The organism is Herbaspirillum lusitanum (assembly GCF_046025995.1).
Taxonomy (GTDB): Bacteria; Pseudomonadota; Gammaproteobacteria; order Burkholderiales; family Burkholderiaceae_D; genus Herbaspirillum; species Herbaspirillum lusitanum_A.
Map to the genome: position 1 here is coordinate 131,679 of NZ_JAQQFM010000001.1, position 13,207 is coordinate 144,885.

The following is a 13,207-nucleotide window of genomic DNA, read 5'->3' on the forward strand; positions in this document are numbered from 1 at the left end:
GCCATGCAGATGGCGGGCTTTTTTACGAAAGTGGCGGGCCGAGCTTGATCAGGCAGCAGCCGGCTCTCTGATCTTCTCCATCCTGGGCAGAAAGGCGGCCAGCAAACCGATCAGAGGCAGGAAGGCACAGACCTGATACACGAAATTGATATCGGTCATGTCCGCCAGCTTGCCCAGCAAGGCCGCACCGATACCGCCCATGCCGAAGGCAAAACCGAAGAACAGGCCGGAGACGGTACCGATCTTGCCCGGCATCAGCTCCTGCGCGAACACCAGAATCGCCGAGAATGCCGACGCCAGAATCAGGCCGATGATCACGGTCAGGATGCCGGTCCAGAACAGACTGGCATACGGCAGCAGCAAGGTGAACGGCGCCACGCCCAGAATCGAGACCCAGATCACCAGCTTGCGGCCGAGACGGTCGCCGATCGGGCCGCCGGCCACGGTGCCGACCGCCACCGCGAACAGGAAGGCGAACAGATGGATCTGCGCATCCTGCACCGACAGATTGAATTTGCTGATCAGGTAGAAGGTGTAGTAGCTGGACAGGCTGGCCATGTAAAAGTACTTGGAGAAGATCAGCAGCAGCAGGATGCACACTGCCTGCGTGACCTTGCTGCGCGGCAGCGGCACGTAGGCATGGCCCTTCTTCTTGCCCTTGGCTTTGGCGCCGGTCTGCTGGCGTTGATACCAGTGGCCGATCTGGCGCAGCACGACGATGGCGATCAGCGCCGCAATCGAAAACCAGGCGATGCTGTGCTGACCGCCGGGGATGATGATCCAGGCCGCCAGCAATGGTCCCATCGCGCTGCCGGCATTGCCGCCCACCTGAAACAGCGATTGCGCCAGACCATGACGCCCGCCGGAGGCCATGCGCGCGACACGCGAAGCTTCCGGGTGAAACACCGAGGACCCGGTGCCGACCAGAGCGGCGGCCACCAGCAGCACGCCGAAATTGGGCGCGACCGACAACAGCAACAGTCCGCACAGGGTCGAGCCCATGCCGATGGCCAGCGAATACGGTTTGGGATGCTTGTCGGTGTACAGGCCGACCAGCGGCTGCAGCAGCGATGCGGTGACCTGGAAGGTCAGCGTGATCAGGCCGATCTGGGCAAAGCTGAGATGAAAATTCCCCTTCAGCAGCGGATAGATCGCCAGCAGCAGCGATTGAATCATGTCATTCAGAAAGTGCGAAAAACTGATCGCGCCGAGTACGCGAAATCCGGTTTTTTCTGTGGTCTGAGGTAAAGCTGCCGAGCCGTCTGCCGCATTTCCGGAAGGAATATTCGGTGCGCTGTCCGGCACGTCCTTGAGTGCTGTCTCCATTTTTATCGCCTGATTTTTTTAACTGCAAGTGGATGAATCCGAGGCCAGCCCTGGTCTCTTCTGCAGCCGATATGGATTGATGTCTTTATCTTCGGCGGCATCCGCTGAATGGGCGGAATTGGCTGAATGGTGGGAGTTTGCGGAATCTGCGAACTCGGAGAATCGCCATGCCGGGCCGGCTACACAAGTTTCGGATTTTATTCCTTCTTGCCGGGCTTGTCTTTTTGCACCCGCGCAGCGAAGAAAAAGTTCAGCGTGCCCGCCGAAAAGTCAGATTAAAACGGCAGCGTCCGCTCAGCGGGTGCTCGCCGTCGGCCAGCGTATCGACGCCATGAAAACGCAAGCGCGCCGGCCCGCCCCACACCACCACGTCGCCGCTTTCCAGACGCATGCGCAAAGGCCGGCCGGCGCGTTGCATGCCGCCGAACAGGAAGGTCGCAGGCAGCCCCAGCGAGACCGAGACAATGGGCTGGCGCATGTCCTGCTCATCCTTGTCCTGATGCAGCGCCATGCGGGCGCCGGCTTCGTAGCGATTGATCAGGCAGGCATCCGGCATGAAGCCGGCAAAACCGGCCGCAGCGGCGGCGCGCACGGCCAATGCTCTGAACACTTCAGGCATCGCCGGCCAGGCCTGGCCGGAGACCGGATCGCTGCCCTGATAGCGATAGCCGCTGCGATCGGTGACCCAGCCCAGCTCACCGCAATTGCTCATCGCCACCGACATGCGATAGCCGCCCGGTGTCTGCATGTGGCGCAGCGGCGCTTGCTGCAAGACGCCATGGATAGCCTGCATCAGCGCACCGGCTTCGGCCTCGTCAATGAAGGCCTGCAACAGACTCACCCCCTCCTCGATGGCGATGGCGGACGGCGTGCGTGGCAATGTGGCGAACAGATCCTGGGTCATAAGTGGTGAAGCAAAACGTAGAGGTGCGTGCTGCTTACTTTTGCGGCGGATTTTCGATGAAGCCGGCCACCTGATCCAGCGTCGGCGCCAGATGGCGGAACGGCCGCGACAGGCTGACCACCAGCGAGGCATGCGAGGTATTGTCGAAATACACTTCCTGCACCGGCACCTGATGCTGGCGCAGGAGATTGGCCAGGCCGCCGGTGTTGCGCGGTGCTTCCACCAGCTTGTCCTTGTGCGAGGCGATCAGCAATGCCGGCAAGCCGCCATTGCCGGCGTCGCTGACATGATTGACGGGCTGCGAATCCGGCGGCGAATCGGGAAACCAGAACACCGGTTTGACGTCCGGATTTTCAATCGGCAGAAAATCATAAGGGCCGGCCAGGCCGATCCAGCCGCGCAGTTGCTGCGGCGCCGCGCCGGCCTCCTTCAGCCAGCGCGGATCGAGCGCCACCATCGCCGCGTTATAGGCGCCGGCGCTGTGCCCCATCACAAACACGCGCGACAGATCGCCGCCATATTCCTTGATGTGCTGCAGCGTCCAGGCGACCGCCTGTGCACTGTCTTTCACAAACTCGGGATAACGCACTTCCGGGTAGACGCGGTAATCGGGCAGCACGGCAATGAAGCCGCGCGAGCTGAGCGCATCGCCGACGAAGGCGTAATCCTTGCGGCTGCCACTGTTCCAGCTGCCGCCGTAAAAGAACACCACCACCGGCTTGCCGGCTTTATTTGTCTGAGCGGCCGCGCTGTCTGCCTGCGGCACATAGATGTCGAGTTGCTGACGCGGGTTGGCGCCATAGGCGATGCCGGCTGTTTTGTTATAGCCGGAGTCGGGTGTGACAGCATTGAGCGCGCTCAGCGGCGAGCAGGCGATCAGCCCCCCAAGCACCAGCACCAACAGTCCGAATGCCATCAACAGCTTGCCAAATATGCTCATGCGCTTATCCGTTTCGATCAACAAGGCTTCATTGTATGCCTGCAATCAAACGGATTCCGGCGCGCCTCTCAAGCTTTCCTGCCTGCAATTTTTTCGGAGCCGGCAATCGCATGCGACTCACCCACGGTGTTGGCCTGCTGCTCGCGCAGCAGCAAGGCATGCTTGCGTTCCACGCCCCAGCGATAGCCGGACAAGGAACCATCGGTGCGCACGATGCGATGACAGGGAATCAGCAGTGCAATGCTATTGGAAGCGCAGGCGCCGGCCACCGCGCGCACTGCCGCCGGCTGGCCGATGCGTGCCGCCAGTTGTGCATAGCTCAGGGTGACGCCGGGCGGAATATCGCGCAGCGCCTGCCACACGCGCTGCTGAAACGCGGTGCCGCGCACGTCCAGCGGCAGATCGAGGCCGCGCTCCGGCATCTCGACGAAGGCGGTGACCTGCGCCACCAGCCGGTCAAACCCGGGCTCGGCGCCCAGCAATTCGGCGCGTGGAAACTGATCCTGCAAATCGCGCACCAGTTGCCCGGCATCATCGCCTAATGTGATGGCGCACACGCCCTTGTCGGTCGCGGCCACCAGCAAGGCGCCCAGCCAGCATTGCGCCACCGCGAAACGGATTTTTTCACCGCTGCCGCCGGCGCGATACGCCGAGGGCTTCATGCCGAAGTTGGCGGCCGAGGCGGCGTAGAAACGTCCGCTGGAATTGAAACCGGCGTCGTACATGGCGGCGGTCACGCTGGCGCTGGCCGGCAATTCGCGCCGCGCGCGCTCGGCGCGCTGCTGGTCGGCATAAGCCTTGGGGGTGACGCCGGTGTGCGCCTTGAAGATGCGATGAAAATGAAAACGGCTCATGCCGGCCGCCTGCGCCAGCGTCTCCAGATCGGGCGGCGCATCGGCGGCCGCGTTTTCGATCAGGCGACAGGCCGCAGCGATGGCGGTGGCCTGCCGTTCCTGCAGGCTGGGCTGATCCGGCTTGCAGCGCAGGCAGGGACGAAAACCGGCGCGCTCGGCATCGGCGCAGGTCGCGTGAAAAGCCACGTTCTTGCGCAGGGCCGGCCGCGCCGTGCATGAAGGACGGCAGTACACGCCGGTGGTGCGCACCGAATAATAAAAATGGCCGTCGGCCTGACGATCACGGTTCTGCAGCGCAGCCCAGCGCGCGGCGTCGTCGGCATATCCGGTTTGCGGAAGCTCTGCGGCAGAGGCAGACGCCGCTGCGGGCAGAGTGGCCTTGTCAAGGCTATCCACTTTATCGCGCTTATCGGCTTTGTTTGCTTTGCTCATGCTGGCTTCCATCTTGACGCTCCCTGAACGATTTGACAGAGCCAGTCTACAAATTGCCCGGGGCCGGCGCACTCCGCCGCTTGCTTTCGAATTCGGAGAGCGGAAGCGCTACTGAGAAAAGCGGATGCGCTGACGCGACTTGGCCGGCTGGGTCACGTGCTCCAGCGGCAGTTCGTGCGAATGCTTGATTTTCTTGAGCGTGATATTGGATTTGACGTTGGTCACGCCCGGCAAGCGCAGCAGATCATTCATCATGAATTCGGAGAATGCGGCGAGGTCGGGCGCCACGATGCGCAGGATATAATCGGCCTCCCCCGTGACGGAGAAACATTCCAGCACTTCCGGCATCGCCTCGACGGCGCGTTCGAACTGGTCGCCGCGGGTTTCGCCCTGGCGATCCAGGGTCACGCTGGTGAAGGCGATCACGCCGAGGCCGACCACCGCGGGATCCAGCACGGCGGTATAGCGTTCGATCACATGGGCCTCTTCCAGGCGCTGCACGCGGCGGCTGATCTGCGAGGTGGACAAATGGACCTTCTGGCCCAGCGCGCTGTTGGTGATGTGGCCGTCACGCTGCAATTCGGTCAGCAAGGCCAGATCGTAGCGATCCACATTGATCATGCTCATTTTTGTCTCCAGATTTTATAATTAAGATTAATTTGTGCATATTAAACGCGTTTTCATACAAATAACAATCACAAATTGCAGTTCCAACGCAATACACTGAGCCCATGCAGGAAATCAGTGGCGAATAAAAGTGAATAAGAAAGAGAGACGCGGCGCATCCTTGCCGCATGAGCTCTCCGGCCATTTCCTGAACGACAACATCCAAGCGCCATCAGCATCCAATCCACCCTTCAGGAGACCAGCATGGGCCAGGCCACCGCTTCCATCAGCACATTCACCGCCAATTCCGCCGCCGACAGCAAACGCAATCCCGGCGATCTGTTCGACAATCCCATGGGCACCGACGGTTTCGAGTTTGTCGAATACGCCGCGCTGGACCCGGCGCCGATTTCCACCATTCTGGAACTGATGGGTTTCGAGGCCGTGGCGCGCCACCGCTCCAAGAAGGTCACGCTGTATCGTCAGGGCAAGATCAACTTCATCATCAACGCCGAGCCGGACAGCAATGCCGCCGCCTTCGCCCAGGTGCACGGGGCTTCGGCCAATGCCATGGCGTTTCGCGTCAAGGACGCCGGTTTCGTCTACAAGCGCGCGCTGGAACTGGGCGCCGAGGGCGTGGCGCCCAAGCTGGGGCCGATGGAGCTGAACATCCCGGCCATCCGCGGCATCGGCGGTTCGCTGCTGTATCTGGTGGATCGCTACGACGAGCGCGGCTCGATCTATGACATCGATTTCGCATTCTTCCCCAACGTGCCGCGCAATCCGCCCGGCGTCGGCCTGACCTATATCGATCACCTCACCCACAACGTGATGCGCGGCGCGATGGATAAATGGTCATCGTTTTACGAACGCCTGTTCAATTTCCGCGAGATCAAATACTTCGACATCGAAGGCAAGGTTACCGGCCTCAAGTCGCGCGCCATGACCAGCCCTTGCGGCAAGATCCGCATTCCTATCAATGAAAGCGCCGACGACAAGTCGCAGATTGAGGAATTCATCAAGCAATACAACGGCGAAGGCATACAGCACATCGCGCTGGGTACCGACAATATCTATCAGACCGTGCGTGCGCTGCGCGAGCGCGGTGTGCCGCTGCAGGACACCATCAACACCTATTACGATCTGGTGAACCGCCGCATTCCTGAGCATGGCGAAGATCTGGAAGCGCTGCGCGAACTGAAGATTCTGATCGACGGCGCGCCGACCGACGGCCAGGGCCTGCTCTTACAAATCTTTACACAGAATGTGATCGGCCCGATCTTCTACGAAATCATCCAGCGCAAGGGAAATGACGGCTTCGGCGAAGGCAATTTCAAGGCCTTGTTCGAGTCCATCGAACTCGATCAGATGCGGCGCGGGGTGCTTTAAATCCTTTCGGATCAAGGCTTTCGGCCTGGTCTGCAAGACCGGAAGTGCAAATAAAAGCGGCGTACGCCTTTCAGGGCGGCGCCGCTTTTTTTACGTCTGCGCATTATTTTTTTACGATTCAAGGAATCCGGAACGCTGCCGATAAAGAACTCACAAGACACAACAAGGCGCTTGCGCAAGGAGTTGAAGATGACTGTTAGCACCGAAATTGCAGAGATCGATCTGGCGTCAGCCAACGTGGCAAGCGATGTGGATTCTTCCGAACTGATTGCGCAGCTCAGCAGCCGCATCATGATCCTGCAGCAGCAGGCGCAGTCGCTGTACCAGTTCCCGGCCAACAAGGACGGCAAGCAGCAGCGCAGCATCCTGCAACAGCAGATTCGCGCGCTGTATCAGCAAATCTTCATGCTGGAAAAAGAGAACGCGCAGAAGCTCCACAAGCAGGACAATTACCTGAGCGTGGCGCTGTCGGTGGCGACCCATGCAGCCCATCTGCGCAACCGTAATTTTTTCGGCGATGCACATTGATGGCGGTGAATGTCAATTGCCGGCCTGATGCTGACCAAAGCCTGACACGACTTCAACCGCATTGAAAACAGCGGCACAGCAGCGCGCAGCGTCCATGAAAAAAGCGATCCTCAGGATCGCTTTTTTTTTCGCTGTCTTCTTTTGCACAAAGTCTTCTGCAAGTATTTATTTCGGATGATAGCGAATGCGCGAGAGACTGACGATGCAGGCCATGCCGGCCAGCACGATCGCGCACCACAACACCACGGTATACGGTGCTGCAGCCAGATCCAGCACCAGCGCCACCACCGAGGCGCCGACGGTCTGACCCACCAGCCGTCCGGTGCCCAGCATGCCGCTGGCGGCACCGGTGCGCGAACGCGGCGCGGCGCTGATCATGGTGCGGTTATTGGGCGACTGGAACAGGCCGAAACCGATGCCGCACACCGCCAGTTGCAGCGCCATGGTGATATCGGCGGTGCTCTTGTCTACTGTGAGCAAGGCCAGCAAACCCAGCGTCATGATGCCCAGCCCGATACCGCCGAGCAGACCGGCCGACACCCTATCCGACAACTTGCCCGCAAACACTGCCGTCAGCGCCACTGCAATCGGCCAGGCCGTCAGCACCAGACCGGAATGCGCCGCGCTCATGCCCAGGTGATTCTGCAGCATGAAGGGCAGCATCACGAAGGTCGCGGTCTGCGCCGCGAACGAACAGAAGGAAGTGCCGATCGACAGCGCAAACAGCGGAATGCGCAGCAGATCCAGCGGCAGCATAGGCGCACTTTTCGATTGCAGGCGCAGCAGCGCTGTCAGCGCCACCGCCGTCAACACGCCGCACATCAGCGCGATGTCCCAGCCTTGCATGTGGCCCACCGCATCCACCGTGTACAGCAACAGGCCGACGAACAGCATGCACAAGGCGGCGCTCATCTTGTCGTATTTGCGCTCTGACAGCGTGTTGTAAGGCAGCGCGTTGTAGCCGATCGCCAGCGAAATGATCCCCAGCGGAATATTGATCAGAAACAGCCAGTGCCAGGAGGCGAAATGCAGAATCACGCCGGCGATGGTCGGCCCCAGCGCGGTCGCGGTACCTGCGACCAGCGCGTTGTAGCCGATGGCGCGCCCCAGCAGCCGGCTCGGATAAATGAAGCGGATCAGCGCCGTATTGACGCTCAGAATGCCGGCCGCGCCTATGCCCTGCAGCACGCGCGCCAGACTCAGCTGCAGCATGGTGTCGCTGAGCGCGCAGGCCAGCGACGCCACCGTAAACATCACCAGCCCGATCAGATAAATGCGACGGTAGCCGATCACCTCACCCAGCGACGCCAGCGGCAGCAGGCAAACCGCCATCGCGATCTGATAACTGTTGATGATCCAGATCGCTTCCGAACCGGTGGCATGCATGTCGACCGCGATACTCGGCAGCGCCAGATTGGCAATCGAGCCATCCATCACCGCAATGGCTACCGCCAGCACTACCGTGATGATGGCCGGAATACGTTTGTCTTTGGGAAGTCCGTCGGCGTCGGCGACGCCCTCTTTGATCGATGCTTGCACTGGTCTGCTTTCTACTTGCTCGCGGCAGCGTTGCCGCACATGGAGATGACGTGGGGCAATATGCTATCACTCGGCGCCGATTTGCATCTGCGCATCCATCCGGTACACCCTGGCGGCGGTGCCGCTGAACAGCGCCCGCCGCTCGTCTGCGGAATACGCCGCCGACAGACGCTTGAACGCATTCCACAGACTGACATAGCTGAACATGCCCTTGTCCACCGGGAAATTGCTTTCGAACATGCAGCGTTGCGGGCCGAACATGTCCAGACAGCGCTCGACATACGGTTGCCAGGCTTGCGCCAGTTGCACGGACGAAGGAGGCGCGTCCTGCAGATGGAAATCCCAGCCGCCGACCGGCATGCCCAGACCGCCGATTTTCAGCGTCACATTCGGCAAGGCCGCTAGCTGCACCATCGATGCCTGCCACAGCCGCATGACCTGCTGGCGCTGTCCGACATAAGGCCCTGCGCCCAGCGGACCGCCGGCGTGGTTCAGGATGATGCTGAGATCGGGATTGGCCTGCGCCAGCGCCAGCACGTCGTCCAGTTGCGTGTGATAAGCCCAGACGTCGAGCGACAGTCCGGCCTTCTGCAATTGCGCCGCGCCGACGCGAAAGCGCGGGTCGGACAACATGCCCGGCGGCGGCTGAATCGGATTGGAACGGATGCGCGCGTCGGCATGCCATGCCGTCGAATTGCGGATACCGCGCAGACGATCGCCGCCGGCCTGCTGCAGCTTCTCCAGTACCGGCGCCACCTGCTGGCCCAGCATCAGATCGGCGCAGCCGACCATCACGGCGCAGGCGCGCGCCTCACCGTACAGGCCTGAGGCCGATTGCGCGGCGACGCCATTGATAAACTCGACTTCGCCCACCGGTTTGAACGCCTCCGGGCCGTCCTTGCGATACATGGAGCGGCATTGCACGAAGATGGTGGCGATCACATTGTGGCCGGCATGCATGTCCGCCATCAGTTCATCGAACAGATAGCGGCCGGTGGGCCGGTCCCACAGATGATGATGCGCGTCGATGATGGGCAACTGCGGCTCCAGCACCTCTTCGCGCTGCAGCGCCAGCCATTCCTCACGCACGTGAAGATGCGGCGAATGGCCGGTCGCCGCGGCGTTGGAATCAGCCATGCGCGGGACGAACCGCTGTCACGATCTGGCAATTGAGCTTTTGCAGCGAGGCATCGACCCAGCTGCGGTCGCTGCGGCCGGCAACGATATTGGCCATCTGCTCGGCTTCGGCGTCGTTCTTTTTCTTGGCTGCGGCGTACACAGTCTGCAGATCGTCGAAGGGCACGCACAACAGACCGTCGCTGTCGCCCACGATCAGATCGCCCGGCGCAATCACCATGCCGTCAATGGCGATAGGCACATTGATCTCGCCCGGGCCATCCTTATAAGGGCCGCGATGCGTCACGCCGGCCGCAAACACCGGGAAGGTGCCGGACTGAATGGCGTCCAGATCGCGCACCGCGCCATTGATCACGATACCGCCCAGACCGCGCTGGATGGCATGCGCCACCATCAGCTCGCCGATGATGGCATTGTTCATGTCGCCGCCCGCATCGACCACCACGATATCGCCCGGCTCGGCCAGATCCAGCGCCTTGTGCACCATCAGGTTGTCGCCCGGACGCGACTTCACGGTGATCGCCGCGCCGGCCAGCTTGCCGCCGATGTGCAGCGGACGCAGACGCGGACCGGCTGCGGTCATGCGCGACATCGAGTCGCTGATATTGGCCACCGGAATGGCGGCAAAAAGTTTTACGTCTTCAGCGCTGACCTTGCGCTGACGCTCCAGAATTCTGAATCCTGCTGTCATGTTGCTGCTCCGTCGGTTGGTTCATGTGCGGACGAAAACGGCTGCGCCGTTTCGTCCATTGCGCTTGCTGCTGTTTAGCGCAGCGTCGAGCAGAAACGCTGCACGCGGGTGCAGGCTTCACGCAGTTCTTCGGTCGCCGCGGCATACGACAAACGGAAGTTGGGGCCCTGGCCGAAGGCGCTGCCATGCACCAGCGCCACGCCTTCAGCCTGCAGCAATGCCGACACGAAATCTTCATCGGTCTGAATCACTGCACCGCCTTCGGTGCGCTTGCCGATCAGGTTCTGGCAAGACGGGAACACGTAGAACGCGCCTTCCGGCACCGGGCAATCCAGGCCTTCGGCATCGTTGAGCATGCCGACCACCAGATCACGACGCTCCTGGAACACCTTGCGGCTCATGTCCAGATAATCCTGCGGGCCGGTCAGGGCTTCCACTGCCGCCCATTGCGACACCGAGCTGGCGCCTGAGGTGGTCTGGCCCTGCACCTTTTCCATGGCCTTGATCAGTTGCAGCGGGCCGGCGGCATAGCCGATGCGCCAGCCGGTCATGGCATAGGCCTTGGAGACGCCGTTCATGGTCAGCGTGCGCTCATACAGCTCGGGGGCAATCTGTGCCGGCGTGGTGAACTTGAAGTCGCCGTAGGTCAGGTGCTCGTAGATATCGTCGCTCAGAATCCAGACGTGCGGATGACGCACCAGCACGGCAGCCAGCGATTGCAGTTCTTCGCGGGTGTAAGCCGCGCCGGTCGGATTGCATGGCGAATTGAACATCAGCCATTTGGTGCGCGGCGTGATCGCAGCTTCCAGCTCGGCGGCAGTCAGCTTGTAATTGTTGGCGCGCGACGTATTGGCATACACCACGCTGCCGCCGCACAGGGCGACCAGCTCTGGATAGGAGACCCAGTAAGGCGCCGGCACGATCACTTCGTCGCCGGGATTGACGGTGGCCATCAGCGCGTTGGCGATGACTTGCTTGCCGCCGTTGGAGACGATGGTCTGGGCCACGGTGTAGTCGAGCTGGTTCTCGCGCTTGAACTTGCCGACCACGGCTTCGCGCAGTTCGGTGATGCCGGCAACTGCGGTGTACTTGGTCTCGCCGCGGGTGATGGCCTCGAAAGCGGCGCGCTTGATGTTGTCGGGCGTGTCGAAGTCGGGCTGACCGGAGCTGAGTGCGATGACGTTGCGGCCGGCGGCCTTGAGTTCACGCGCCTTCTGGCTGACAGCGATGGTGGCGGATGGTTTGATGCGGGCGAGCGAATCTGAAAGGAAGGCCATGAAATGATCTCGTGAGATGTCGTTATGTGTGAATGATGCTGTGCACGCCGGCCGGCTTTTGCTTACAGGCTGCCGCTCTTGTTCGTGATGACGCGCGCTTGCTTGAAAAATTAGCGAATGAAAATGTCTGATGAATCCTCGATCGTTGAATCAGGCGTGACGAATATCGGCTACGAATTTCTGCGCACGCGGATGCTGCGGCCGCTCGAAGAAATCCTGAGGCGTGGCGCGTTCCAGCACTTCGCCGTCGGCCATGAAGATCAGACGGTCGGCCACTTCGCGGGCAAAGCCCATTTCGTGCGTGACGCAGATCATGGTCATGCCTTCGCTGGCGAGCTGCTTCATGACTTGCAGGACTTCGCCCACCATTTCCGGATCGAGCGCGCTGGTCGGTTCATCGAACAGCATCACCGGCGGCTTCATCGCCAGCGCACGGGCAATCGCCACGCGCTGCTGCTGGCCGCCCGACAGTTGACCGGGATAGGCCTCGGCCTTGTTGGCCAGACCGACCTTGTCGAGCAACACCATGGCGGCATCGCGCGCCTGCTTGTCGTTGAGCTTGAGCACCCGCATGGTGGCCAGCATCACGTTACGCACCACGCTCATGTGCGGGAACAGATTGAAGGACTGGAATACGAAACCGATGCGGCTGCGCAGCTGGTTGATATCGACGCCATTGCCGTAGATATCCTTGCCATCGACATAGATCTGGCCGTCGTTGATCGGCTCCAGACGATTGATGGTGCGGATCAGCGTCGACTTGCCCGAGCCCGACGGCCCGCACACGATCACCACTTCGCCGCGCTTGATTTCTTCATTGATGTTGCGCAGGGCGTGATACTCGCCGTACCACTTGTTCACATTATTGAATCGGATCATCACACGGTCCTAAATTGACGTTTGTTCTTGATTCTGCCTTCCACCAGCCCGACCAGCGAGCTGAGGCTGTAGCAGATGGCGAAGTAGATCAGCGCGAGCAGGAAATAAACCTGGAACGGCTTGGTCAGCAACTGGGAATTGACCTGATAGGCGGCATAGGTCAGTTCGTTGACGCTGATGATGTAAGCCAGCGACGTATTCTTGATCAGCGAAATCAGCTGATTCAGGATGCTGGGGATCATGTTGAACAGCGCCTGCGGCAGCACCACTTCGCGCAACGTGCGGAAGTAGCCCATGCCGAGCGAACGCGATGCTTCGACCTGCCCGCTTGGAATTGCCTGGATGCCGGCCTTGATGACTTCGCCGAGGAAGGCGGTTTCATAGGCCACCAGTGCACAGATCACGGTGGTAGTGCCGGAGATGGTCTTGCCTATCATCAGCGGCACGATGAAGTAGGCCCAGAAAATCAGCATCAGCACCGGCAGCCCGCGCAGGGTATGCACGATGGCGGCGGCCGGCAGCGCGATCCAGCGGATGGTGCTGGTGCGGGCGATGCCGAACAGCACTGCCAGCGGGAAAGAACAGATCAGACCGCTGACCGCCAGAATCAGGGTCAACGACAAGCCGCCCAGCGGACCGTGCGGAAATTCGCCGATCAGCAGTTGCACGCCATAGGTTTTGAGAATGTTGAGAATGTCCAGCATG

Annotated in this window: 14 protein-coding genes; 2 read left to right on the plus strand and 12 right to left on the minus strand. The window is 60.9% G+C overall.

What is annotated here, in order from left to right; translation table 11 throughout:
• Positions 1–48: 48 nt before the first annotated feature.
• The 5 genes from PQR62_RS00620 to PQR62_RS00640 form a co-directional block, all read right to left on the minus strand.
• Positions 49–1,326 carry an MFS transporter gene (locus PQR62_RS00620; RefSeq protein WP_408153726.1) on the minus strand — a complete coding sequence of 426 codons (1,278 nt, stop codon included), beginning with the start codon at positions 1,324–1,326 and terminating at the stop codon, positions 49–51.
• A gap of 250 nt (positions 1,327–1,576) precedes the next feature.
• Entirely contained in the window at positions 1,577–2,230 is a 654-nt protein-coding gene (gene alkB, locus PQR62_RS00625; RefSeq protein WP_408153728.1) for a DNA oxidative demethylase AlkB, read from the minus strand.
• Between the two features lie 34 nt (positions 2,231–2,264).
• The gene (locus PQR62_RS00630; protein ID WP_408153730.1) at positions 2,265–3,170 is read right to left on the minus strand and encodes an alpha/beta hydrolase; all 906 of its coding nucleotides are present in this window, start codon (positions 3,168–3,170) and stop codon (positions 2,265–2,267) included.
• 68 nt (positions 3,171–3,238) lie between these two features.
• Positions 3,239–4,456, minus strand: coding sequence for a bifunctional DNA-binding transcriptional regulator/O6-methylguanine-DNA methyltransferase Ada (gene ada / locus PQR62_RS00635; RefSeq protein ID WP_408153732.1), 1,218 nt, complete (start codon positions 4,454–4,456; stop codon positions 3,239–3,241).
• A gap of 108 nt (positions 4,457–4,564) precedes the next feature.
• Positions 4,565–5,083 (minus strand): Lrp/AsnC family transcriptional regulator, encoded by a 519-nt coding sequence (locus tag PQR62_RS00640; protein ID WP_408153734.1) that lies wholly within the window; start codon positions 5,081–5,083, stop codon positions 4,565–4,567.
• A 243-nt stretch (positions 5,084–5,326) separates the two neighbouring features.
• Between PQR62_RS00640 and hppD the strand changes: the two genes are divergently transcribed.
• A complete protein-coding gene (gene hppD / locus PQR62_RS00645; protein ID WP_408153736.1) occupies positions 5,327–6,451 on the plus strand; it encodes a 4-hydroxyphenylpyruvate dioxygenase in 1,125 nt (374 codons plus the stop codon).
• 189 nt (positions 6,452–6,640) lie between these two features.
• Entirely contained in the window at positions 6,641–6,979 is a 339-nt protein-coding gene (locus PQR62_RS00650; protein WP_408153738.1) for a hypothetical protein, read from the plus strand.
• A gap of 12 nt (positions 6,980–6,991) precedes the next feature.
• On the opposite strand, the gene PQR62_RS00655 is transcribed toward PQR62_RS00650, so the two are convergent.
• The 7 genes from PQR62_RS00655 to PQR62_RS00685 form a co-directional block, all read right to left on the minus strand.
• Positions 6,992–7,126, minus strand: coding sequence for a hypothetical protein (locus tag PQR62_RS00655; RefSeq protein ID WP_408153740.1), 135 nt, complete (start codon positions 7,124–7,126; stop codon positions 6,992–6,994).
• Positions 7,127–7,144: 18 nt separating this feature from the next.
• On the minus strand, positions 7,145–8,518 hold the full coding sequence (locus PQR62_RS00660) for an MFS transporter (RefSeq protein WP_408153742.1): 1,374 nt from the start codon (positions 8,516–8,518) through the stop codon (positions 7,145–7,147).
• Positions 8,519–8,584: 66 nt separating this feature from the next.
• Complete coding sequence (locus tag PQR62_RS00665; protein WP_408153744.1) at positions 8,585–9,655, minus strand: amidohydrolase family protein; 1,071 nt, start codon at positions 9,653–9,655, stop codon at positions 8,585–8,587.
• Positions 9,648–10,346 (minus strand): RraA family protein, encoded by a 699-nt coding sequence (locus PQR62_RS00670; RefSeq protein WP_408153746.1) that lies wholly within the window; start codon positions 10,344–10,346, stop codon positions 9,648–9,650. The genes PQR62_RS00665 and PQR62_RS00670 overlap by 8 nt, the downstream gene beginning before the upstream one ends.
• A gap of 74 nt (positions 10,347–10,420) precedes the next feature.
• On the minus strand, positions 10,421–11,623 hold the full coding sequence (locus tag PQR62_RS00675; protein WP_408153748.1) for a pyridoxal phosphate-dependent aminotransferase: 1,203 nt from the start codon (positions 11,621–11,623) through the stop codon (positions 10,421–10,423).
• Positions 11,624–11,773: 150 nt separating this feature from the next.
• Positions 11,774–12,502 carry an amino acid ABC transporter ATP-binding protein gene (locus PQR62_RS00680; RefSeq protein WP_408153750.1) on the minus strand — a complete coding sequence of 243 codons (729 nt, stop codon included), beginning with the start codon at positions 12,500–12,502 and terminating at the stop codon, positions 11,774–11,776.
• Positions 12,502–13,206 carry an amino acid ABC transporter permease gene (locus PQR62_RS00685; RefSeq protein ID WP_408153752.1) on the minus strand — a complete coding sequence of 235 codons (705 nt, stop codon included), beginning with the start codon at positions 13,204–13,206 and terminating at the stop codon, positions 12,502–12,504. Before PQR62_RS00685 ends, PQR62_RS00680 begins: the two co-directional genes overlap by 1 nt.
• Position 13,207 lies beyond the last annotated feature (1 nt).

What these genes read in the sequence shown, in the direction of transcription:
- PQR62_RS00640 (WP_408153734.1), bottom strand. Translation starts at nt 5,083, where the DNA reads ATGAGCATGATCAATGTGGATCGCTACGATCTGGCCTTGCTGACCGAA.
- PQR62_RS00650 (WP_408153738.1), top strand. Translation starts at nt 6,641, where the DNA reads ATGACTGTTAGCACCGAAATTGCAGAGATCGATCTGGCGTCAGCCAAC.
- hppD (WP_408153736.1), top strand. Translation starts at nt 5,327, where the DNA reads ATGGGCCAGGCCACCGCTTCCATCAGCACATTCACCGCCAATTCCGCC.
- PQR62_RS00620 (WP_408153726.1), bottom strand. Translation starts at nt 1,326, where the DNA reads ATGGAGACAGCACTCAAGGACGTGCCGGACAGCGCACCGAATATTCCT.
- PQR62_RS00665 (WP_408153744.1), bottom strand. Translation starts at nt 9,655, where the DNA reads ATGGCTGATTCCAACGCCGCGGCGACCGGCCATTCGCCGCATCTTCAC.
- alkB (WP_408153728.1), bottom strand. Translation starts at nt 2,230, where the DNA reads ATGACCCAGGATCTGTTCGCCACATTGCCACGCACGCCGTCCGCCATC.
- PQR62_RS00630 (WP_408153730.1), bottom strand. Translation starts at nt 3,170, where the DNA reads ATGAGCATATTTGGCAAGCTGTTGATGGCATTCGGACTGTTGGTGCTG.
- PQR62_RS00680 (WP_408153750.1), bottom strand. Translation starts at nt 12,502, where the DNA reads ATGATCCGATTCAATAATGTGAACAAGTGGTACGGCGAGTATCACGCC.
- ada (WP_408153732.1), bottom strand. Translation starts at nt 4,456, where the DNA reads ATGAGCAAAGCAAACAAAGCCGATAAGCGCGATAAAGTGGATAGCCTT.
- PQR62_RS00670 (WP_408153746.1), bottom strand. Translation starts at nt 10,346, where the DNA reads ATGACAGCAGGATTCAGAATTCTGGAGCGTCAGCGCAAGGTCAGCGCT.
- PQR62_RS00685 (WP_408153752.1), bottom strand. Translation starts at nt 13,206, where the DNA reads ATGCTGGACATTCTCAACATTCTCAAAACCTATGGCGTGCAACTGCTG.
- PQR62_RS00675 (WP_408153748.1), bottom strand. Translation starts at nt 11,623, where the DNA reads ATGGCCTTCCTTTCAGATTCGCTCGCCCGCATCAAACCATCCGCCACC.